Source organism: Streptomyces fumanus, assembly GCF_014655295.1.
GTDB classification, from domain to species: Bacteria; Actinomycetota; Actinomycetes; order Streptomycetales; family Streptomycetaceae; genus Streptomyces; species Streptomyces fumanus.
This window is the reverse complement of the sequence record NZ_BNBI01000001.1, coordinates 184788-205703: the sequence shown is the minus strand read 5'-3', so window position 1 is coordinate 205703 and position 20916 is coordinate 184788. Positions and strand designations below refer to the sequence as shown.

The window sequence follows — 20916 nt, the reverse complement described above, 5'->3', positions numbered from 1 at the left end:
CCTAAGCGGCTCACAGATACAGCCGCATCGAGGGGTCGGTGTCACGGGTGAAGCCGAGGGAGGCGTACAGCGGTTCGGCCTCGGCGCTGGCGGTGAGCATGACGTGTCCGGCGCCGCGCTCGCGGAACCAGTCGAGCAGTTCGGCCAGGCAGGCCCGCGCGTATCCGCGGCGCCGGGCGCCGGGATCGGTGGCGACGCTGAACACGTACCCGACCCGGCCGTGCGGATTGCCGGGCCGCCCGATCCGGTACTCCAGGGTGCCCACGGCCAGCGCGGCCAGCGCCCCCGGCCGCCCGGGCCGGTCGACGACGAACGCGGCGAGGTCCCCGTCCGGCTCGGCCAGATGGGCGCGCAGGCCCGGCAGCGACCCGGCGTGCCAGTCGGTGGACGTGGGAGCGGGGGCCATCGCGTCCAGCATCACCTGACGCAGACGGAGTACTTCCCCCGCGTCCTCGGGTACGGCGCGGCGTACTGCGGTCATGCGGCGCACGCTAGTATCCGGCTCCGCCGCCTGTCGTCCCGATTTCTTGCCCGTTCCGCTTGCTTGGAGCGCACTCCAAGGTCCTAGCGTAAGGGCCATGACGGTGATGGAGACCACGGCCACCCGGACAGCGGACACCTGTGCCGGACCGCCGCAGGGCGACCGGCGCCCCGACGGGCAGGACATGTACACGATCAGCGAGGTCGTCGCCCTGACCGGCCTCTCCGCGCACACCCTGCGCTGGTACGAGCGGATCGGGCTGATGCCGCACATCGACCGCTCGCACACCGGGCAGCGCCGCTACCGCAACCGCGACCTGGACTGGCTCGCCCTGGTCGGCAAGCTCCGGCTGACCGGCATGCCGGTCGCCGACATGGTCCGGTACGCCGAGCTGGTGCGCGCCGGCGACCACACCTACGCCGAACGGTTCGCGCTGCTGAAGGCGACCCGCGAGGACGTACTGGCCCGGATCGCCGAACTCCAGGGCACGCTCGCCGTGCTGGACCGGAAGATCGATTTCTACGCGGACGCCGGGCGGGCCCTGGCGTCGGAGAGGTCCCGATGACGCACCGCACGATCCCCACGACGGCACTGGGCGCGAACGGCCCCGAGGTGGGCGTCCAGGGCCTGGGCTGCATGGGCATGAGCTTCGCCTACGGCCCCACGGACGCCGACGCCTCCCGGGCCACCCTGGAACGGGCGCTGGAACTGGGCGTCACCCTGTACGACACGGCGGACGCCTACGGCGCCGGCGAGAACGAGCGCTTCCTCGCCCCGTTCCTCAAGGCCCACCGCGACGAGGTGGTCCTCGCCACCAAGTTCGCCCTGTCGATCCCGCCGGACGACCCGACCCGGCGGATCATCCGCAACGACCCCCCGTACATCCGCCGGGCCGTCGAGGCCAGCCTGGAACGCCTGGGCGTCGACGTCATCGACCTGTACTACATGCACCGCCGCGATGTGAACGTGCCGATCGAGGAGACCGTCGGCGTCATGGCCGAGCTGGTCCGCGAGGGCAAGGTCAAGCACCTCGGGCTCAGCGAGGTCACCGCCGACGAGCTGCGCGCGGCCCACGCGGTGCACCCCATCGCCGCCGTGCAGTCGGAGTGGTCGCTGTTCAGCCGGGACATCGAGGCCCGCGTGGTGCCGGCCGCCCGGGAGCTGGGCGTCGCCCTGGTCGCGTACTCGCCGCTCGGCCGGGGCTTCCTGACCGGTTCCTTCGCCGACGCCGAACAGGACCTCACCGCCGGCGACTTCCGCCGCCAGCAGCCCCGGTTCACCGGCGACAACGCCGCCCGGAACGCGGCCCTGCTCGCCCCGGTCCGTGACATCGCCGCCGCGCACGGCGCCACCCCGGGGCAGATCGCCCTCGCCTGGGTGCACCAGCAGGCGACGGTGCACGGCCTCCCGGTCGTCCCGATCCCCGGCACCCGCAAGCCCACCCGGGTGGAGGAGAACACGGCGGCGACGGCCCTCACCCTGACCGGCGAGGAACTGGCGGCGCTGAACGCGATCGCCGGGAAGGTCGCGGGCGACCGCTACGCCGACATGACGTTCACCTCCGCGGGCCGGGAGTAGCCGCACAGCCGAACCCGCAAGGAGGCGGGGCGGCTAGAGCTCCGCCAGCAGCTCCGCCTTCTTGACGGAGAACTCCTCGTCGGTCACGAGTCCCGCCTGGTGCAGCTCGCCGAGGTGCCGGATGCGCTCGGCGATGTCCGCCGGGTCCCGCCGCACCGCGGCGACCGGCACGGCGGCGTCCCCGGCGGCCCGCACCGCGGCGAGCACCGCCGCCGCGAACGGCAGGGACTCGTGCACCGCCCCGTACCCCAGCCCGAACACCACGCACGCCGGGTCCTGGTCCACCGGCACCCCGGCCGCGGACCCGTCGCGCCGCTGGAGCCGCAGATACCCCTCCGTCACCTCCGGCGAGCGCCACTCCACCCCGCTGAGGCCGGTCACCGGGAACGTCTGGTCGCCGGCCTTCCACTTCGCCGACGACGCCCCCGTCCAGAACCAGCGGAACGACACCGACGTCCCGTCGAAGGACGCCTTCGCGTCGTACGCCTTGAACTGCAGCGGCGGCTCCGGCGCCGCCACCAGGTGCCGTTCGGCCGGCCCGGCGCCCGCCTCCGGCAGTTGCCCGCGCAGCTCGTCGGCCCAGTACCCGGCGAGCGGCTCCCGCTCGGCGGGCAGGACCAGCCGGTACGGGTCGCAGGACTCCTTGAGCTGTCCGGCCGCCGCCTCCATCAACGGGTCGGCGCCGGCCCGCGGTTGCAGTTGCAGGACGACGGTGCCGCGCCGGCCGGGCGCCAGCGTCACCCCGGCGATCGCCTCGACCGGTATCCGGCGCTCCCCCAAAGCCTGGAAGAGCCTCGGCGTGCGCAGCCCCCGTTCGTAGCGGATGAGCACGGAGTCCGAGCCGAACTCCCAGGCGGCATGCGATCCGGCCAGTACGTCACCCATGCGGCTCATCGTATGCGGCACCAGCCCTCCCGTCCCCTCCTCGCGCGCACCGAGGTTTCCGCTCCCTCTACGCGCGTCCCGCCTCCGCCGTCGCGGACAAACCCGCCCGGCAGCCATCGTCTCCACGGGCGCAGTCCACCGAGCGGTACGCGCCAACCCCGATCTCCGCGAAGTTCGCCAGGCTCCGCGTGCCCGGTACGAAGTAGCCGCTGTGCCCCTCGGCGCCGCGCGCCGACAGCACCCGGGCGCCGAACGCGGCGGACACCGGATCGGCGCCGTGCCCGAGCCCGCCCCACTCCAGGTGCGGTACGTCCTGGATCCAGTCGTCGGCGTCCCGCATCGCCCACACCCGGGCCGGGGTGCGCAGATCGGCGGCCTTCTCGGCGCGCATCCCGGGGCTGCCGGCCACCGCGATGTCGGCGACCCGGCCGGGCAGCCTCCGGGCGGCCAGCCCGCAGACCACCGAGCCGTAGCTGTGGCAGAACAGCGCGACGGGCGAGGTGCCGGGCAGCGCCCGCACCAGCGCGGTCAGCCGCAGCGCGCCGTCCGCCGCGAGGGTCGCCGTCGCGGCGTCCACGCCGAGCCCGCTGGGCGCGGTGTAGTCGGCCCAGGCGATCACGGCGGTACGCGTCGAGGGGCTCGCCGCCCGCTCCGCGCGGTAGAGCGCGCGGGCCATGCCGACCGGCGCCGAGTAGACGCGCTCGGTGCGCTGGAAGGTCAGCAGGTCGGTGTCGGAGCCGGGGACCACGACCGAGATCCGCTCGGCGCGCCCGAGGTCGCCGAAGACCTCGGCGACCCGGCCGGAGCCGGCCGGGTCGAAGGCGAGGACGCGGCGGTGGTGGGCGAGCAGCGAGGTGTAGCGGCGCATCCGCCGCTCCGCCTCGTGCTGTCCGGCGGGGGAGAGGCGGCTGTCGTGGGTGCGCCGCCGCTCCTCGGCGCGGGCGGTGCGCAGCGCGGCCCGGTTGGCCCGGTAGCGCAGGGCGACCGGGGCGCCGTTCAGATTGCCGACCGTGAGCGGGTAGCGGTGGGCGAGGCGGGTCCGCTGGCCCTCGGTCAAGGAGGCGAAGAAGCGGGCGAGCCGGGCGGGGCCGGAGCCGAGGCCGGGCAGGTCGCGCCCGTCGATCCGGCCGCGCTCCCAGGCGGCGGCCGACGCCTCCAGCGGCGAGCGTTCCCGCTGGCCGCGCAGCGCGGTCCAGCCGGTGGTCGCCAGCATCACGAACACCACGGCCAGCGCGAGCAGCATGCGCCAGACGTTCAGTTGCGGGGAGGTGTCGAAAGAAGTCACTGGGAGGACACACTAGGAGAACGCGGGGGTCACGCGTGAGCCAAGTGACGCGGATCACGTTTCGATCACGCGGAACGGGGATGGAGACGCCCCGGGTGGCTCAGTCCGTCCGCCAGTCGCCGGTCAGCGCGGGCTCCACCTGGTCGAGGTGGGCGGCCGTCGCCTCGCGCAGCGCGGCCAGGCTGGCGTCGCCCCCCACCGACCAGATCCGCTCGGTGACCCGCACCACCGCGCCGAAGACGGCGACCACCACACGGGGCCGGGGATCGGTGTCCACGTCCAGCCCCTCGCGCTCGGCGACGACCCGCGCGATCCGCTCCTCCAGTTCGGCCGAGCGCCGCAGATGGGCGGCGAGCAGCGCCGGGGTCGACTCGATCACCTGGTAGAAGCGCAGATGCAGATCGAGCGGCACCACCCGTTCGACGGCCTCCGCGATGCCGTCCCAGCTCTCCGCCAGGGCCCGGCGCAGCGCGTCCAGCGGCGCCTCCTCGGGCGGGCGCCCGCGCACCGCCTCGACGAACCGGGACTCGGCGAGCCGCCCCACGAAGAACGCGGCCTCCTCCTTGCTGGCGAAGTAGCGGAAGAAGGTGCGCTGGGAGACGTCGGCGGCCGCGGCGATGTCGTCGACGGTGGTGCGCTCGTAACCCCGCTCGGTGAAGAGTTCCAGGGCGGCGCGCACCAGGGTGTCCCGGGTGCGCCGCTTCTTGCGTTCGCGCAGGCCGGGCGGGGCCGCCGCTGGGGCCGCCGTGGTCTCCGCTGTGCCTACCAAGGGTTCTCCTCCCACTGTTTCCCCTGTTCAGGATAGGTGGAGGTGACCTGTCAGTTACCGACTAGTGAATCCGTTTGTCAATTGTCAGTGGCTGTCACTAGCCTCGAAAACATGACTAGTCAGACCACCATCGACACGACCGGACCGGGGGACGGGGCACCGTCCGGTCCGTCGGACCCGAAGCCGGCCACGGGGCTTCGAGGCCATCCCTGGGTCACCCTCATAACCGTCGCGGTCGGGGTGATGATGGTGGCCCTCGACGGCACCATCGTGGCCATCGCCAACCCGGCCATCGGCAAGGACCTGGGCGCCAGTTGGTCCGAACTGCAGTGGATCACCAACGCCTACTTCCTCGCCCTCGCGGTCTCCCTGATCACCGCGGGCAAGCTCGGCGACCGCTTCGGGCACCGGCAGACCTTCCTGATCGGCGTGGCGGGCTTCGCCGCCTCCTCCGGGGCCATCGGGCTGTCGGACAGCATCGGGGCGGTCATCGCCTTCCGGGTCTTCCAGGGCCTGTTCGGCGCGCTGCTGATGCCGGCCGCGCTCGGCCTGCTGCGGGCCACCTTCCCGGCCGAGAAGCTCAACATGGCCATCGGCATCTGGGGCATGGTGATCGGCGCCTCCACCGCGGGCGGCCCGATCCTCGGCGGCGTGCTCGTGGAGCACGTCAACTGGCAGTCGGTGTTCTTCATCAACGTGCCGGTCGGCGTCGTCGCCGTGGTCCTCGGCCTGCTGATCCTGCTCGACCACCGCGCGCAGAACGCGCCGCGCTCCTTCGACATCCTCGGCATCGCGCTGCTCTCGGCGTCGATGTTCTGCCTGGTGTGGGCGCTCATCAAGGCCCCGGAGTGGGGCTGGGGCGACGCCAAGACATGGACGTTCATCGTGGTGTCCCTGGTGGGCTTCGCGCTGTTCGCCTTCTGGGAGACCCGGGTCAAGGAGCCGCTGATCCCGCTGGCCATGTTCCGTTCGGTGCCGCTGTCGGCCGGTGTGGTGCTGATGGTCCTGATGGCCATCGCCTTCATGGGCGGCCTGTTCTTCGTCACCTTCTACCTGCAGAACGTGCACGGCATGAGCCCCGTCGACGCCGGTCTGCACCTGCTGCCGCTCACCGCCATGATGATCGTCGGCTCCCCGGCGGCCGGCGCGCTGATCACCAAGGCCGGCCCGCGCATCCCGCTGGCCGGCGGCATGGCCCTCACCGCGATCGCCATGTACGGCATGTCCACCCTGGACACCGACACCGGCAGCCTGCCGATGTCGATCTGGTTCGCCCTGCTCGGCCTCGGCCTGGCGCCGGTCATGGTCGGCGCCACCGAAGTCATCGTCGGCAACGCCCCGTTGGAGCTGTCCGGGGTGGCCGGCGGCCTCCAGCAGGCGGCCATGCAGATCGGCGGCAGCCTCGGTACGGCCGTGCTGGGCGCGGTGATGGCGTCCAAGGTCGACAACGACCTCGCGGGCAACTGGGCGGACGCGGGCCTGCCGCCGCTGACCCCGGCTCAGCTCGACCTCACGGCGCAGGCCGTGCAGCAGGGCGTCGCCCCGGTGCCCGAGGGCACCCCGGCGCCGGTCGCCGGGAAGATCGCGGACGTCGCCCACGACACGTTCATCTCCGGGATGAGCCTGGCCTCGCTGGTCGCCGCCGGGGTGGCGGTGGTCGCGGTGCTGGTCGCCTTCCTCACCAAGCGCGGTGAGAACGCGGAGGCGGGCGCGGGCGTCGGCCACATCTGACGCCCCGTCGCGTCCCTCCGGCGCGTTTCCCTCATCCGGATGACAACGGCGGGGAACCCCTCCCCTCCGGCGAACCGCGCAGGTCACAGTGGGTCAATCCCTCCGCAGGGCATGGAGGGGACCGGCTGCCGCGCGCTGCTGGAGGGGGGCAGCGCGCGGGCAGCGGGATTGTTCACCCGATCGGGGGTACTCGCTCATCGAACTCGAATTGACCCTCAACCAGACGAGGGATCCAGGGAGTTGATGATGGCGAGCTTCGGACACGGAACGCGCGGGAACCCCCGGTCACGTGGCCGGACGTGGTCACGGACCGGGCCGGACAGCGCGACGCTCGGAATCGTCGGAGTCATCTGCGCGGTCGCCGGATTCTTCGTGCTGGGGATCATCCTCGGCCCGGCGGCGATCGTCTGCGGCTGGCTGGCCATGGGCCGCACCTGGTCCGGCCCCCGCCCGGTACCGGCCGTCGTGGCCGTGGTGCTGGGTGCGATCGACACCGTTCTGGCCATCGTGCTGCTGGCCGGGGCGGCGACCTGGGGCAGCGGAGTCGTCTGACCCGGGCCGAGCGACGGACCCCGGCGGGAGCTCTGCGCCGGGGTCCGCTTCGTGTCCGGCGGCCCGGTGGGCGAGGCGGCGGAGCCGAAGCCCCGCCACCCGCCGACCGCCTTCGGGCCCGTACCGGGTGAGCGCTACGCGTCCCCGCCGGCCGCCCCCGGGTCCGCCGCCGTCACGTCCAGCACCCGGTAGCGGTCCACCGCCTGCTTCAGCACCGAGCGGTCCACCGTGCCCTCCCGGGCCAGCTCCGTCAGCACCGCGACGACCACCGACTCCGCGTCGATGTGGAAGAACCGCCGCGCCGCGCCCCGGGTGTCCGCGAACCCGAACCCGTCCGCGCCCAGCGACTGGTACGTCCCCGGCACCCACCGCGCGATCTGGTCCGGCACCGCCCGCATCCAGTCGGAGACCGCCACGAACGGCCCCCGCGCCCCGGCCAGCTTCCGCGTCACGTACGGCACCCGCTGCTCCTCCTCCGGATTCAGCAGGTTGTACTCCTCGCAGGCCACGGCCTCGCGCCGCAGCTCGTTCCAGGAGGTCGCCGACCACACGTCGGCCCGCACGTCCCAGTCCTCGGCGAGCAGCCGCTGCGCCTCGACGGCCCACGGCAGCGCCACCCCGGAGGCCAGGATCTGCGCCGGGACCGACCCGGCCGTGCCCTCGCTGAAGCGGTAGACGCCCTTGAGGATGCCCTCGACGTCCACGTTCTCCGGCTCGGCGGGGTGCTGGATCGGCTCGTTGTAGACGGTGAGGTAGTAGAACACGTCCTCGCTGTCCGGGCCGTACATCCGGCGCAGCCCGTCCTTGACGATGTGCGCGATCTCGAAGCCGAACGCCGGGTCGTAGGCCACGCACGCCGGGTTGGTCGAGGCGAGCAACTGGGAGTGCCCGTCGGCGTGCTGCAACCCCTCACCGGTCAGTGTCGTGCGCCCCGCGGTCGCCCCCAGGACGAAGCCCCGGGCCAACTGGTCGGCCATCTGCCAGAACTGATCGCCGGTGCGCTGGAAACCGAACATCGAGTAGAAGACGTAGACCGGGATCAGCGGCTCGCCGTGGGTGGCGTAGGCGGAGCCCGCCGCGATCAGCGAGGCCGTGCAGCCCGCCTCGGAGATCCCGTCGTGCAGCATCTGCCCGGTCGGCGCCTCCTTGTAGGCGAGCAGCAGGTCCCGGTCCACGGACTCGTACTGCTGGCCGAGCGGGTTGTAGATCTTCGCGCTCGGGAAGAAGGAGTCCATGCCGAAGGTCCGGTACTCGTCCGGCGCGATCAGCACGAACCGCCTGCCGATCTCCTTGTCCCGCATGAGGTCCTTGAGCAGCCGGACGAAGGCCATGGTCGTCGCGATGGACTGGTGGCCGGAGCCCCGCTTCACGGTCGCGTACGTCTTCTCGTCCGGCAGCGGCAGCGGCTTCGCCCGCACCACCCGGGTCGGCACATAGCCGCCGAGCGCCCGCCGGCGGTCGTGCATGTACTGCATCTCCTCGGTCTCCCGGCCGGGGTGGTAGTACGGCGGCGGGCCGGACTCCAGCTCCTTGTCGGAGATCGGCAGGTGCAGCCGGTCGCGGAACCGCTTGAGGTCGTCGACCGTGAGCTTCTTCATCTGGTGGGTGGCGTTGCGGCCCTCGAAGTTCGGGCCCAGCGTCCAGCCCTTGACCGTCTTGGCGAGGATCACCGTCGGCTGGCCCTTGTGCTCCAGGGCCGCCTTGTAGGCCGCGTAGATCTTGCGGTGGTCGTGGCCGCCGCGCCCCAGGTGCAGGATCTGGTCGTCGGTCATGTTCTCGACCATCGCGCGCAACCGGTGGTCGTCGCCGAAGAAGTGCTCGCGGATGTAGGCCCCGGACTCGGTGGCGTACGTCTGGAACTGGCCGTCCGGCGTGGTGTTCATCTTGTTGACCAGCACGCCGTCGCGGTCCTGGGCGAGCAGCGGGTCCCAGGTGCGGTCCCACACCAGCTTGATCACGTTCCAGCCGGCGCCCCGGAAGACCGACTCCAGCTCCTGGATGATCTTCCCGTTGCCGCGCACCGGGCCGTCCAGGCGCTGGAGGTTGCAGTTGACCACGAAGGTCAGGTTGTCCAGGCCCTCCCGGGCGGCGATGGACAACTGGCCCAGCGACTCCGGCTCGTCCATCTCGCCGTCGCCGAGGAAGGCCCACACGTGCGACCGGGAGGTGTCCGCGATCCCGCGCGCGTGCAGGTAGCGGTTCATCCGCGCCTGGTAGATCGCGCCGATCGGGCCCAGCCCCATCGACACCGTCGGGAACTCCCAGAAGTCCGGCATCGACCGCGGGTGCGGGTACGAGGAGAGCGCGTAGGGCGCCTTGGACTTCTCCTGCCGGAAGCCGTCCAGGTGCCGCTCGCCGAACCGGTCCAGCAGGTACGCGCGCGCGTAGATGCCCGGGGAGGCGTGCCCCTGGAAGAAGACCTGGTCGCCGCCGTCGCCGTCGTCCTTGCCGCGGAAGAAGTGGTTGAAGCCGACGTCGTACAGGGAGGCGGAGGAGGCGAAGGTGGCGATGTGGCCGCCGACGCCGATCCCCGGGCGCTGGGCCCGGGAGACCATCACCGCGGCGTTCCAGCGGGTGGCGTTGAGGATCTTCCGTTCGATCTCCTCGTTGCCGGGGAAGAACGGCTCGTTCTTGGTGGCGATGGTGTTGACGTAGTCCGTGCTGCGCATCTCGGGCACGGCCACGCGCTTCTCACGGGCCCGCTCGATCAGCCGCAGCATCAGGTAGCGGGCCCGCTCCCGGCCGCGCTGGTCGACGGCGGCGTCGAGGGAGTCGAGCCACTCCTGGGTTTCCTCGGGGTCGAAGTCAGGAACCTGACTCGGAAGGCCGCCAATGATGATCGGGTTGCGATCGGATGCGGAAGCCACGCTGTTCCTTCGCTGTCAGAGGGCCATGGATGCACCGTTCCCCATCGTGTACCTCGCGGGGGCGGACGTCATCTCTACCGTGGGGTAACCGGTTCCCCGGACGGGGTCCGGTGCACATTCATGCGGATCTCGTACCCAGGCGTGGTTCCCAAGTACGCAAACGGGGCAGAAAGGTGTGGTGTACGTCACCTTCGGCTTGGGCGGCATGCCTGGAGTTGCGGCGAGACGGCCTGGATCGTCACCGTTTCGGCGGTCCCGGAGGCCGGGTACTTGCGCGATCCGCCCCGCCCGTGTGGACTACGGCCAATGCTTCGCGCACGCGCGTGGCTGAGACTTTCACCATCACATGATCAGGAGGCAACCCGTGAGCGCGACCGCGGACCACGCGGAGGAGCGGACGAACCCTGCCGCCAGGCTGGGGTTCCAGCCCGGGCAGGTGGTCCAGGAGATCGGCTACGACGACGATGTCGACCAGGAGCTCCGCGAGGCCATCGAAGGCGTCATCGAGGGCGACCTGGTGGACGAGGACTACGAGGACGTGGCCGATGCCGTCGTGCTGTGGTTCCGTGACGACGACGGCGACCTGACGGATGCGCTGGTGGATGCCACCACGTACATCGAGGAAGGCGGGGCGATCCTGCTCCTCACGCCGAAGACCGGCCGTTCCGGTTACGTCGAGCCCAGCGACATCTCGGAAGCCGCGACGACGGCGGGGCTGACGGCCTCCAAGAGCGTCAGCGTCGGCAAGGACTGGAGCGGCAGCAGGCTGGCGACGCCCAAGGCCGCCAAGTCCAAGCGGTAACCCGCACACCGCACCGGTCCCGAGTGGACACCGGACGGGCCGACCGCCGTCGGCCCGTCCACCGGCGTGTCCGCGCCCCTGCGTAGGGTGGTCCCACCGAGACACCCCCTCCGAAGGGACGGACACGACGATGGCGATCCAGGTCGGCGACAAGGCCCCCGACTTCGAGCTCAAGGACAACCACGGCGCCGGCGTGAAGCTGTCCGACTTCCGCGGCCGGAAGAACGTCGTACTGATCTTCTACCCGTTCGCCTTCACCGGCGTCTGCACCGGCGAGCTGTGCGAGGTCCGCGACCACCTGCCGCAGTTCGCCGACCGCGACACCCAGGTCCTGGCGGTCTCCAACGACTCCATCCACACCCTGCGGGTCTTCGCCGAGCAGGAGGGCCTGGAGTACCCGCTGCTCTCCGACTTCTGGCCGCACGGCAACGTCTCGCGGGCCTACGGCGTCTTCGACGAGGACAAGGGGTGCGCCGTGCGCGGCACCTTCATCATCGACCGCGAGGGCGTCGTCCGCTGGACCGTCGTCAACGGCCTGCCCGACGCCCGGGACCTCGGCGCGTACGTGAAGGCGCTCGACACCCTGTGATTCTTCGACGGTGCGGCCGCGAGGGGCGGGAACCCGTCACTAGGATCGAGTCGTTGATCCGACATCCAAGCACTACGGGGCTTCCGCCCCCGACACCAATGGAGGACTCGTGGGAGTCAGCCTCAGCAAGGGCGGCAACGTATCGCTGACCAAGGAGGCCCCCGGCCTGACCGCGGTCATCGTCGGTCTGGGGTGGGACGTGCGGACCACGACCGGTACCGACTTCGACCTCGACGCCAGCGCCCTGCTGCTGAACAGCAGCGGCAAGGTGGCCAGCGACGCGCACTTCGTCTTCTTCAACAACCTCAAGAGCCCCGACGGCTCCGTGGAGCACACCGGCGACAACCTCACCGGTGAGGGCGAGGGCGACGACGAGCAGATCAAGGTCGACCTCGCCGCCGTCCCCGCCGACGTCGAGAAGATCGTCTTCCCGGTCTCCATCTACGACGCGGAGAACCGCCAGCAGTCCTTCGGCCAGGTCCGCAACGCCTTCATCCGCGTCGTCAACCAGGCCGGCGGCGCCGAGATCGCCCGCTACGACCTGAGCGAGGACGCCTCCACCGAGACCGCCATGGTCTTCGGCGAGCTGTACCGGCACGGCGCCGAGTGGAAGTTCCGCGCCATCGGCCAGGGCTACGCCTCCGGTCTGCGCGGCATCGCGCAGGACTTCGGCGTGAACGTCTGAGCGTCCACCGCGAAGACGGCAGTTCCCCGTCCGGCGCCGCACGGTCCGCGTGCGGCGCCGGACGCGCACCACCCGCAGACAGGGCAGAACCACCATCCGGGGAGGACCAGCAACATGGGCGTCACACTCGCCAAGGGAGGCAACGTCTCCCTGTCCAAAGCCGCGCCGAACCTCACACAGGTGATGGTCGGACTCGGCTGGGACGCGCGCTCCACCACCGGGGCCCCCTTCGACCTCGACGCCAGCGCGCTGGTGTGCGGCGGCGGCCGGGTGCTCGGCGACGAATGGTTCGTCTTCTACAACCAGCTCACCAGCCCCGACGGCTCCGTCGAGCACACCGGCGACAACCTCACCGGGGAGGGCGAGGGCGACGACGAGTCGCTGATCATCGACCTGTCCAAGGTCCCGGACCGCTGCGACAAGATCGTCTTCCCGGTCTCCATCCATCTGGCCGACGAGCGCGGGCAGACCTTCGGCCAGGTCAGCAACGCCTTCATCCGGGTCGTCAACCAGGCCGACGGCCAGGAACTCGCCCGCTACGACCTCAGCGAGGACGCCTCCACCGAGACCGCGATGATCTTCGGCGAGCTCTACCGCTACCAGGGCGAATGGAAGTTCCGGGCGGTGGGACAGGGGTACGCGTCGGGTCTGCGGGGTATCGCCCTAGACTTCGGAGTCAACGTTTCGTAAAGCCGAGTGCGGCGCGGGGGACACCCGTACACGTACGGATTGGGTAGCCAGTGCTTCTGAAAACCTTCGGTTGGTCGTTCGCGGTCACCGCGCTCGGCCTGGTGGCGGCGGTCTTCTACGGGGGGTGGACCGCCTTCGGCATCGTGGCGATCCTCTCCGTCCTGGAAATCTCGCTGTCGTTCGACAACGCGGTGGTCAACGCCGGAATCCTGAAGAAGATGAATGCCTTCTGGCAGAAGATCTTCCTCACCGTCGGCATCCTGATCGCCGTCTTCGGCATGCGGCTGATCTTCCCGGTCGTCATCGTCGCCATCAGCGCCCAGCTCGGGCCGATCGAGGCCGTCGACCTCGCGCTCACCGACAAGGACCGCTACCAGGAGCTGGTCACCGACGCCCACCCGGCGATCGCCGCGTTCGGCGGGATGTTCCTGCTCATGATCTTCCTCGACTTCATCTTCGAGGACCGCGACATCAAGTGGCTGGGCTGGCTGGAGCGCCCGCTGTCCCGGCTCGGCAAGGTCGACATGCTCTCGGCCTGCATCGCCCTGATCGTGCTGCTGATCGCCGCGATGACCTTCGCCACCCACGCCCACCAGCACGGCGGCGCGCACGTCGACAAGGCCCAGACGGTGCTGATCGCCGGCATCGCGGGCCTGATCACGTACATGATCGTCGGCGGTCTCTCCGGCCACTTCGAGGCGAAGCTCGAAGAGGAGGAGGAACGCGAGCACGAGGAGGAGGAACAGGCCGCCCGCACCGGCAAGCCCAAGTCGGCCGTCAAGCTGGCCGGCAAGGCCGCGTTCTTCATGTTCCTCTACCTGGAGGTCCTGGACGCGTCCTTCTCCTTCGACGGCGTGATCGGCGCCTTCGCCATCACCAACGACATCGTGCTGATGGCCCTCGGCCTGGGCATCGGCGCCATGTACGTGCGGTCGCTCACCGTCTATCTGGTCCGCCAGGGCACCCTCGACGACTACGTCTACCTGGAGCACGGCGCCCACTACGCCATCGGCGCCCTCGCGGTGATCCTCCTGGTCACCATCCAGTACCAGATCAACGAGATCGTCACCGGCCTGATCGGCGTGGTCCTGATCGGCGCCTCCTTCTGGTCCTCCGTACGCCGCAACAAGCGGCTCGCCGAGGCCAAGGGCGGCGGCGACAACGCCAAGGCGGAGGTCTCCTCCGGGGTGTGACGTGCTCCCGGGCCCGGCCCTGTGCGCCCCCGGTGCCTCCGCACCGGAGTGTGAACGGGGCCGCGGTGCGGGAACGCTCTGAGCGGGGCGGCCGCCGAGGACCACTCCTCGGCGCCGCCCCGCGGTGTGCCGATGACAGGCGACGTGGTGGGACTTGGGGGCGGAACATGGGCTTCTTGGACGGACTGTGGCGCGGTCGCGACACCGACTTCGACTCGGGCAGCGCGGCGACCAACGCGATCGAGCTGACCAAACGGCACAGCCAGGTGTCGCTGACCAAACAGGGCGCGGCCACCGGCCACCTGCGGATCAACCTGGCCTGGCGGATGCGCACCTCCGACATCACCGGCCCCCAGCGCCAGAGCCTGCTGCGCCACCCCCTCAAGGCGCTCAAGCCCCCGGAGGTCCTCGGCCACAGCCAGAGCATGGTCAACGTCGACCTCGACCTGGGCTGCCTGTACGAACTCCAGGACGGCACCCGGGGTGTCGTCCAGCCCCTCGGCGGCTTCCTCGGCGACGTCAACGCCGCGCCGTACGTCAAGCTCAGCGGCGACGACCGGTTCGGCTCGGCCTCCGGCGAGACGATCTACGTCAACCTCGACCACCGGGACGCCATCAAACGGCTGCTGGTTTTCGCCTACATCTACGACCAGACGCCCGCCTTCGACCGCACCCATGCCATCGTCACCCTCTACCCGAGCAACGGCCCCCGGATCGAGATACACCTCGACGAACGCCACCCGCAGGCCCGCTCCTGCGCGGTCGTGATGATCGAGAACGTCAAGGGCGAGATCGTCGTGCGCCGCGAGGTGAAGTTCGTCTACGGCTTCCAGGGCGAGCTGGACCGGCTCTACGGCTGGGGCCTGCAGTGGGGCCGCGGCTACAAGGCCAAGGCCGAACGCTGAGCCCGCCGGGGCGCCGCTAGCGGCGCAGGAACTGCGGGCCCTGTGGGGGCAGCCGGAAGTCCGGGTCGGGGACCACCGGGGCCGGCGGCGGGGAGCCGGGGCCCGCCGCCGCGGGAGCCCCCGGATAGCCGTAGGCGGGCTGCTGGGGGTGCGGATAGCCGTAGGCGGGCGGGGCCGCCGGGGCCGGGTGCGGATAGCCGTACGCCGGCTGGGCGGGCACCCCGGCCGGCTGCTCGGGCGGCAGGGCCGGCGCGGTCGGGGCCGACGGGGAGTGGGCCGGCGCGGCCTGGGTGGCCGGTGCCGCCTGGGTGGCCGGAACCGGGCGCGGCGCCTCGGGGAACTCCGGGGCGGCGGCGCCCTCGCCCGCCTCCTCCGCTTCCGACTCGTCCACCGAGATGCCGAAGTCGGTGGCCAGTCCGCGCAGCCCGTTCGAATAGCCCTCGCCCAGCGCCCGGAACTTCCAGCTCTCCCCGCGCCGGTACAGCTCGCCGCAGATCAGCGCGGTCTCCTGGCCGGTCTCCGGCTTGACGTCGAAGTACGCCAGCGGCTCGCCGTCGGCGCCCGCGGCGTCGTACAGCAGGATGCGCAGCGCCGGGACCCGGTCGAAGGCGACGCCGTCGGCCGAGGCGACCAGGAGGATGCGGCCGATGGCGGGCTCGACGCCGGCCAGGTCGGTCTGGATGGTGTCGGTCAGGCCCTCGGCGACCCGCTTGGTGCCCAGCCGCCAGACCTTCCCGGAGGGGTGCCGGGGCTGGTTGTAGAAGACGAAGTCCTCGTCCGACCGCACACGGTCGTCCGGGCCGAGCAGCAGCGCGGAGGCGTCCACCATCGGCACGCCCTGGCCGGGCGCCCAGCGCAGCACGGCACGGACCGTGGTGGCCTCGACCGGGATGTTCGACCCCTTCAGCATCGCGTGCGTCATGCCGTCATCCTGCCTGCTCGGTCCTGGTCACGACAATGCGGGGGCGGGTACCGGAAAGGTGTCGGCGGGGGTCCCGGCGCGGGCCGCCGCGTGGGCCCGACACAGCCGGGTCATCAGGAATTCACACCCGGTGGGAACCCAGGACATGGGTCCCTACGTACTATTACCGGCCACCTTCGGACACGTCACAGGTCGCCCAGACACCACAGGGGAGCACCTATGCATCACTTCGGACACATCGCCCCTGAGGTGCGGAAGCGTCTCTTCCACCGGGAGCCCGCGGAGTTCACCGCCGACTCCCCGGCGCCGCTGCTCTCCGCGGCGCTCGGCGCCACCCTCTACAGCCCGGCCATCCGGCCCCGGCTCGCCGACGACATCCTCAAGCAGGCCGCCCGCGGCGTCGTCTCCATGGTGCTCTGCCTGGAGGACTCCATCGACGACGCCGACGTACCGGCCGGCGAGGACAACGTGGTGCGCCAGCTCACCGAGCTGGCCGCCCGCCCCGGCGCGCAGGTCCCGCTGCTGTTCGTGCGGGTGCGCACCCCCGAGCAGATACCCGACCTGGTGCGTCGGCTGGGCCCGGCCGCCGCGCTGCTCTCCGGGTTCGTGCTGCCCAAGTTCACCGCCGAGCGCGGCCTGCCCTTCCTGGAGGCCCTCGCCGCCGCGGAGGCCGGCACCGGCCGCCGGCTGTTCGCCATGCCGGTCCTGGAATCCCCCGAGCTGCTCTACCGGGAGACCCGGGTGCAGACCCTGGAGGGCATCTTCCGCGCCGTCGACAAGTACCGCGACCGGGTCCTCGCCCTCCGTCTCGGCGTGACCGATTTCTGCTCCTCCTACGGCCTGCGCCGCGGCCCCGACATGACGGCGTACGACGTCCAGGTCGTCGCCTCCGTCATCGCCGACGTGGTGAACATGCTGGGCCGGGCCGACGGCACCGGGTTCACGGTGACCGGGCCGGTGTGGGAGTACTTCCGCGTCCAGGAACGCATGTTCAAACCGCAACTGCGCCAGAGCCCCTTCCTGGAGGGCCGGGCCGCCGATCTGCGCGCCAGGCTGATCGAGCACGCCATGGACGGGCTGCTGCGGGAGATCTCCCTGGACCAGGCCAACGGCCTGCTCGGCAAGACCTGCATCCACCCCTCCCACGTCCTGCCGGTGCACGCGCTGTCCGTGGTCAGCCACGAGGAGTACAGCGACGCCCAGGACATCCTGCGGCCCGAGCGCGGCGGCGGGGGCGTCCTGCGGTCGGCGTACACCAACAAGATGAACGAGGTGAAGCCGCACCGGGCCTGGGCCGAGCGGACGCTGCTGCGGGCCGAGGCGTTCGGCGTGGCCAACGAGGACATCGGCTTCGTCGAGCTGCTCGCCGCGGGCCTCGCCGACTGACCCCGCCCGGCGGGGCGGACGACCCGGCAGAGGATCATGGACCACGCAGGTGACCACGGGAGGCAGGAACACATGGACGAACGGCCGCGAGCGGGCGAGCGGTCCGGCGACTGGACCGGCAGATGGGTCGCCGAGCGGCTCGGCGTCCGCCTGGAGGGCGACCCGGCCCTGACCGACCTGCTCGGGCTCGCCCTGCGCCGCAATCCCAAGCGGGCCCACCTGCTGGTCTCCCACGTGCTCGGCAAGCACGTGCCGCAGTCCCCGTCCGTCGTCCACGGCCACGGCGTCGCCCTCGGGCGGCGCGTGCGCGAGCTGCTCGGCGCGGATGCCGCGTCCGCGGTGGTCCTCGGGTACGCGGAGACCGCGACCGGGCTCGGCCACTCGGTCGCCGACGGGCTGGGCGAGGTGCCCTGCCTGCACTCCACCCGCCGGCCGGTCCCCGGGGTGGCCCCGGCGGGCGGCTTCGAGGAGTCCCACTCCCACGCCACGAGCCATCTGCTGCTGCCCGAGGACCCGGGGCTGCTCGCCGGGCCCGGGCCGCTGGTCCTGGTCGACGACGAGTTCTCCACCGGCAACACGGTCCTCAACACCGTCCGCGCGCTGCACGCCCGCTATCCCCGCGAGCGGTACGTGATCGTCGCCCTGGTCGACATGCGCTCCCCGGCCGACGCGGGCCGCCTCACGGATCTCGCCGGCGAGATCGGCGCGCGGGTCGACCTCGTCGCGGCGGCCTCGGGGACGGTGACGCTGCCGGAGGGGGTGCTGGAGAAGGGGCGGGAGCTGGTGGCTCGGTACGAGGCGGAGGGGGAGACGGAGGGGGCGGGTGCGGGTGCGGGTGTGTCGTGGCCGGTCGCGCAGTTCCCCGCGCCCCTGGGGGGCGGTGCGGTGAGCGGCGCGGCGGAGGCGGAGGGGGCGGGTGTGTCGTCGGGTGCGGGTGCGTCGTGGCCGGTCGCGCAGTTCCCCGCGCCCCTGGGGGGCGGTGCGGTGAGCGGAGACCAGGAGGTGCTGCCCCCCGCGCCTGGGGAGGGCGATGCGCTGGTCGGCCTTGAAGGGGCGCGGGGAACTGCGCGATCAGCCAGCGCGTGGCCGCAGCCGACGACGTACCCCGCCCGAGTGGACCTGCACTGGCCCCCCGACCTGCCGGACGGCGCCCGGCACGGGTTCACGCCGGCCCACCGGGCCCGTCTCGAAGCCGCCCTGCCCGGCATGGCCGCCCGCCTCGCCGAGGCGCTCCCCGCTGACGCGCACCGCGTCCTCGTGCTCGGCTGCGAGGAGCTGATGTACACCCCCCTCCGGCTTGCCGCCACGCTGGAGCGGACCGTCGCCGCCGAGGTGCGCTACTCCACCACCACCCGCTCGCCCGTCCTCGCCGTCGACGACCCCGGCTACGCGATACGCACCAAGCTGGTCTTCCCCGCCCACGACGACCCCGCCGACGGCCCCGGCGAGCGCTACGCGTACAACGTGGCCGGCGCCGGCTTCGACGCCGTCGTCGCCGTCGTCGACTCGGCCGCCGACACCCCCGCGCTGCACGCCCCCGACGGCCTGCTCGCCCGGCTCGCCGAGCACATCCCGCACGTGCTGCTCGCGGTCGTCCCCTCGTACGTCCCCGGCGCCCGTCCCGAAAGGCCCGCCATGCTGCCCGAGCCCCTCCGCGGCCCCGCCTTCTCCTCGTACGCCCCCGACGAGGTCGGCTGGCTGCTCCAGGACCTGTCGGAGGTGACGCTGGAGGCGCCGGCCGAGGAGCGCGAGGAGGCGATCCAGCGCGGCGGCGCCCACTACGCGGAGTCGCTGCCGGTGGAGTACCAGCCCAGCGAGGAGTACCGGGAGCTGTTCCACGCGGCGCTGCGCGAGTCGGCGGCCCGGCTGGCGCGGGCGGTCGGCGCGGTCACCGAGATCGTGCTCACCGAGCGCTCGCCCCGCCCCGTCCTGGTCTCGCTGGCCCGGGCCGGCACCCCGGTCGGCGTCCTGATGCGCCGCTGGGCCCGGTTCCGGCACGGCCTGGACCTCCCGCACTACGCCGTGTCGATCGTCCGGGGCCGCGGCATCGACGCCAACGCGCTGCGCTGGCTGGCCGCCCACCACGACCCCGCCGACGTGGTCTTCGTCGACGGCTGGACCGGCAAGGGCGCCATCACCCGCGAACTGGCCGCCGCCCTCGACGCGTTCGCCGCCACCGACGGCGTCACCGGCTTCGACCCGGAGATCGCCGTCCTCGCCGACCCCGGCTCGTGCGTGCGCACCTACGGCACCCGCGACGACTTCCTCATCCCCTCCGCCTGCCTCAACTCCACCGTCTCCGGCCTGATCTCCCGTACGGTGCTCCGCGCCGACCTGGTCGGCCCGCACGACTACCACGGCGCGAAGTTCTACCGCGAACTCGCCGGCGCCGACCTGTCGAACGCCTTCCTCGACGCCGTCGCCGCCCGCTTCCCCGAGGCCGCCGAGGCCGTCGACGCCCAGGCCAAGGAACTCCTCGCCGCCGACCGCACCCCCACCTGGGCGGGCTGGCGGGCGGTGGAGCGGATCAGCGAGGAGTACGGCATCCACGACGTCAACCTCGTCAAGCCCGGTGTCGGCGAGACCACCCGGGTGATGCTGCGCCGGGTGCCGTGGAAGGTGCTGGCCCGCACCGGCGCCGGCGCCGACCTGGACCACGTACGGCTGCTCGCCGCCCAGCGCGGGGTGCCCGTCGAGGAGGTCGACGGCCTGCCGTACACCTGCGTCGGCCTGATCCACCCCCGGTACACGCGCGGCGCGACCGGCGCCGACGGCCGGGCGGTGACCCGCTGATGCCGGTGCTCGTCGCCAGCGACCTCGACCGCACGCTGATCTACTCCGCCGCCGCCCTCGCCCTGACCGGCCCCGACGCCGAGGCGCCCCGCCTGCTGTGCGTGGAGGTCTACGAGGGCAGGCCGCTGTCCTTCATGACGGAGACCGCGGCCGGGCTGCTCACCCGGCTCGCCGACGCCGCGGTGTTCGTGCCGGTCACCACCCGCACCCGGGAGCAGTACCGGCGGATCAGCCTGCCGGGCCCGCCGCCGGGGTACGCGATCTGCGCCAACGGCGGCCACCTCCTGGTCGACGGCGAGACCGACACCGACTGGCACGCCCGGGTCACCGCCCGCCTCGCCGACGAGTGCGCCCCGCTGGAGGAGGTCCGCGAGCACCTGCTGCGCGCCGCCGACCCGGTCTGGGTCCGCAAGCACCGCCAGGCCGAGGACCTCTTCGCCTACCTCGTCGTCGAACGCGAACTGCTGCCCGGAAGCTGGGTCGAGGACCTGGCGGGCTGGGCCGGGGAACGCAACTGGACGGTCTCCCTCCAGGGCCGCAAGATCTACGCCGTGCCCAGACCGCTCACCAAGAGCGCCGCCGTCCGCGAGGTCGCCCGCCGCACCGGCGCCGGGCCGGTGCTCGCCGCCGGGGACTCGCTGCTCGACGCCGACCTGCTGCTCGCCGCCGACCGGGGCTGGCGTCCCGGCCACGGGGAGCTGGCCGACTCCACATGGAGCGCGCCGGCCGTCACCGCGCTGCCCGAGCGGGGCGTGCTGGCCGGGGAGCGGATCGCGGCGGAGTTCCTGGCCGCGGCTACCTGA

The 20916-nt window shown here is 72.1% G+C and carries 19 protein-coding genes; 13 read left to right on the top strand and 6 right to left on the bottom strand.

What is annotated here, in order from left to right:
- Window positions 1-10: 10 nt before the first annotated feature.
- Window positions 11-481 (bottom strand): GNAT family N-acetyltransferase, encoded by a 471-nt coding sequence (locus IE316_RS00925; protein WP_190202126.1) that lies wholly within the window; start codon window positions 479-481, stop codon window positions 11-13.
- Window positions 482-578: 97 nt separating this feature from the next.
- Here IE316_RS00925 and IE316_RS00920 point away from each other — a divergent pair, with 97 nt between their 5' ends.
- Window positions 579-1046 (top strand): MerR family transcriptional regulator, encoded by a 468-nt coding sequence (locus tag IE316_RS00920; RefSeq protein WP_190202125.1) that lies wholly within the window; start codon window positions 579-581, stop codon window positions 1044-1046.
- Window positions 1043-2059, top strand: coding sequence for an aldo/keto reductase (locus IE316_RS00915; RefSeq protein ID WP_190202124.1), 1017 nt, complete (start codon window positions 1043-1045; stop codon window positions 2057-2059). The genes IE316_RS00920 and IE316_RS00915 overlap by 4 nt, the downstream gene beginning before the upstream one ends.
- Window positions 2060-2092: 33 nt before the next feature.
- Here the strand turns inward: IE316_RS00915 and IE316_RS00910 are convergent, their stop codons facing one another.
- The 3 genes from IE316_RS00910 to IE316_RS00900 form a co-directional block, all read right to left on the bottom strand.
- On the bottom strand, window positions 2093-2944 hold the full coding sequence (locus tag IE316_RS00910; RefSeq protein ID WP_190202123.1) for a DUF4429 domain-containing protein: 852 nt from the start codon (window positions 2942-2944) through the stop codon (window positions 2093-2095).
- A 67-nt stretch (window positions 2945-3011) separates the two neighbouring features.
- Window positions 3012-4229, bottom strand: a complete 1218-nt coding sequence (locus tag IE316_RS00905; protein ID WP_190202122.1) for an alpha/beta hydrolase — start codon at window positions 4227-4229, stop codon at window positions 3012-3014.
- 100 nt (window positions 4230-4329) lie between these two features.
- Window positions 4330-4998, bottom strand: a complete 669-nt coding sequence (locus IE316_RS00900) for a TetR family transcriptional regulator (RefSeq protein WP_190202121.1) — start codon at window positions 4996-4998, stop codon at window positions 4330-4332.
- A 111-nt stretch (window positions 4999-5109) separates the two neighbouring features.
- On the opposite strand from IE316_RS00900, the gene IE316_RS00895 reads away from it, so the two are divergent.
- Window positions 5110-6729 (top strand): MFS transporter, encoded by a 1620-nt coding sequence (locus IE316_RS00895; RefSeq protein WP_190202120.1) that lies wholly within the window; start codon window positions 5110-5112, stop codon window positions 6727-6729.
- A gap of 243 nt (window positions 6730-6972) precedes the next feature.
- Complete coding sequence (locus IE316_RS00890) at window positions 6973-7281, top strand: small hydrophobic protein (protein ID WP_190202119.1); 309 nt, start codon at window positions 6973-6975, stop codon at window positions 7279-7281.
- A 134-nt stretch (window positions 7282-7415) separates the two neighbouring features.
- Here the strand turns inward: IE316_RS00890 and aceE are convergent, their stop codons facing one another.
- Entirely contained in the window at window positions 7416-10148 is a 2733-nt protein-coding gene (gene aceE, locus IE316_RS00885) for a pyruvate dehydrogenase (acetyl-transferring), homodimeric type (protein WP_190202118.1), read from the bottom strand.
- A 364-nt stretch (window positions 10149-10512) separates the two neighbouring features.
- Between aceE and IE316_RS00880 the strand changes: the two genes are divergently transcribed.
- The 6 genes from IE316_RS00880 to IE316_RS00855 all read left to right on the top strand — a co-directional run bounded on the left by IE316_RS00880 (window position 10513) and on the right by IE316_RS00855 (window position 15012).
- Window positions 10513-10950, top strand: a complete 438-nt coding sequence (locus IE316_RS00880) for a DUF3052 domain-containing protein (protein WP_190202117.1) — start codon at window positions 10513-10515, stop codon at window positions 10948-10950.
- A gap of 130 nt (window positions 10951-11080) precedes the next feature.
- Complete coding sequence (locus IE316_RS00875; protein ID WP_190202116.1) at window positions 11081-11539, top strand: peroxiredoxin; 459 nt, start codon at window positions 11081-11083, stop codon at window positions 11537-11539.
- Window positions 11540-11648: 109 nt separating this feature from the next.
- Window positions 11649-12224, top strand: coding sequence for a calcium homeostasis/redox stress adaptation protein (locus IE316_RS00870; RefSeq protein WP_190202115.1), 576 nt, complete (start codon window positions 11649-11651; stop codon window positions 12222-12224).
- A gap of 114 nt (window positions 12225-12338) precedes the next feature.
- Entirely contained in the window at window positions 12339-12914 is a 576-nt protein-coding gene (locus IE316_RS00865; protein WP_190202114.1) for a TerD family protein, read from the top strand.
- Window positions 12915-12964: 50 nt separating this feature from the next.
- Window positions 12965-14107 carry a DUF475 domain-containing protein gene (locus tag IE316_RS00860; protein ID WP_190202113.1) on the top strand — a complete coding sequence of 381 codons (1143 nt, stop codon included), beginning with the start codon at window positions 12965-12967 and terminating at the stop codon, window positions 14105-14107.
- Window positions 14108-14274: 167 nt separating this feature from the next.
- Window positions 14275-15012, top strand: coding sequence for a TerD family protein (locus IE316_RS00855; RefSeq protein ID WP_190202112.1), 738 nt, complete (start codon window positions 14275-14277; stop codon window positions 15010-15012).
- 16 nt (window positions 15013-15028) lie between these two features.
- Here the strand turns inward: IE316_RS00855 and IE316_RS00850 are convergent, their stop codons facing one another.
- Complete coding sequence (locus IE316_RS00850) at window positions 15029-15934, bottom strand: TerD family protein (RefSeq protein WP_190202111.1); 906 nt, start codon at window positions 15932-15934, stop codon at window positions 15029-15031.
- A 219-nt stretch (window positions 15935-16153) separates the two neighbouring features.
- Between IE316_RS00850 and IE316_RS00845 the strand changes: the two genes are divergently transcribed.
- The 3 genes from IE316_RS00845 (at window position 16154) to IE316_RS00835 (ending at window position 20916) form a co-directional block, all read left to right on the top strand.
- Complete coding sequence (locus IE316_RS00845) at window positions 16154-17320, top strand: HpcH/HpaI aldolase/citrate lyase family protein (protein ID WP_190202110.1); 1167 nt, start codon at window positions 16154-16156, stop codon at window positions 17318-17320.
- A gap of 72 nt (window positions 17321-17392) precedes the next feature.
- Window positions 17393-20113: a phosphoribosyltransferase gene (locus IE316_RS00840; RefSeq protein WP_190202109.1), complete on the top strand. Its 2721-nt coding sequence runs from the start codon at window positions 17393-17395 to the stop codon at window positions 20111-20113.
- Window positions 20113-20916 (top strand): HAD family hydrolase, encoded by an 804-nt coding sequence (locus tag IE316_RS00835; RefSeq protein ID WP_190202108.1) that lies wholly within the window; start codon window positions 20113-20115, stop codon window positions 20914-20916. The genes IE316_RS00840 and IE316_RS00835 overlap by 1 nt, the downstream gene beginning before the upstream one ends.

What these genes read in the sequence shown, in the direction of transcription:
- IE316_RS00925 (WP_190202126.1), bottom strand. Translation starts at nt 481, where the DNA reads ATGACCGCAGTACGCCGCGCCGTACCCGAGGACGCGGGGGAAGTACTC.
- IE316_RS00920 (WP_190202125.1), top strand. Translation starts at nt 579, where the DNA reads ATGACGGTGATGGAGACCACGGCCACCCGGACAGCGGACACCTGTGCC.
- IE316_RS00915 (WP_190202124.1), top strand. Translation starts at nt 1,043, where the DNA reads ATGACGCACCGCACGATCCCCACGACGGCACTGGGCGCGAACGGCCCC.
- IE316_RS00910 (WP_190202123.1), bottom strand. Translation starts at nt 2,944, where the DNA reads ATGGGTGACGTACTGGCCGGATCGCATGCCGCCTGGGAGTTCGGCTCG.
- IE316_RS00895 (WP_190202120.1), top strand. Translation starts at nt 5,110, where the DNA reads ATGACTAGTCAGACCACCATCGACACGACCGGACCGGGGGACGGGGCA.
- IE316_RS00890 (WP_190202119.1), top strand. Translation starts at nt 6,973, where the DNA reads ATGATGGCGAGCTTCGGACACGGAACGCGCGGGAACCCCCGGTCACGT.
- IE316_RS00875 (WP_190202116.1), top strand. Translation starts at nt 11,081, where the DNA reads ATGGCGATCCAGGTCGGCGACAAGGCCCCCGACTTCGAGCTCAAGGAC.
- IE316_RS00865 (WP_190202114.1), top strand. Translation starts at nt 12,339, where the DNA reads ATGGGCGTCACACTCGCCAAGGGAGGCAACGTCTCCCTGTCCAAAGCC.
- IE316_RS00855 (WP_190202112.1), top strand. Translation starts at nt 14,275, where the DNA reads ATGGGCTTCTTGGACGGACTGTGGCGCGGTCGCGACACCGACTTCGAC.
- IE316_RS00850 (WP_190202111.1), bottom strand. Translation starts at nt 15,934, where the DNA reads ATGACGCACGCGATGCTGAAGGGGTCGAACATCCCGGTCGAGGCCACC.
- IE316_RS00845 (WP_190202110.1), top strand. Translation starts at nt 16,154, where the DNA reads ATGCATCACTTCGGACACATCGCCCCTGAGGTGCGGAAGCGTCTCTTC.
- IE316_RS00840 (WP_190202109.1), top strand. Translation starts at nt 17,393, where the DNA reads ATGGACGAACGGCCGCGAGCGGGCGAGCGGTCCGGCGACTGGACCGGC.
- IE316_RS00835 (WP_190202108.1), top strand. Translation starts at nt 20,113, where the DNA reads ATGCCGGTGCTCGTCGCCAGCGACCTCGACCGCACGCTGATCTACTCC.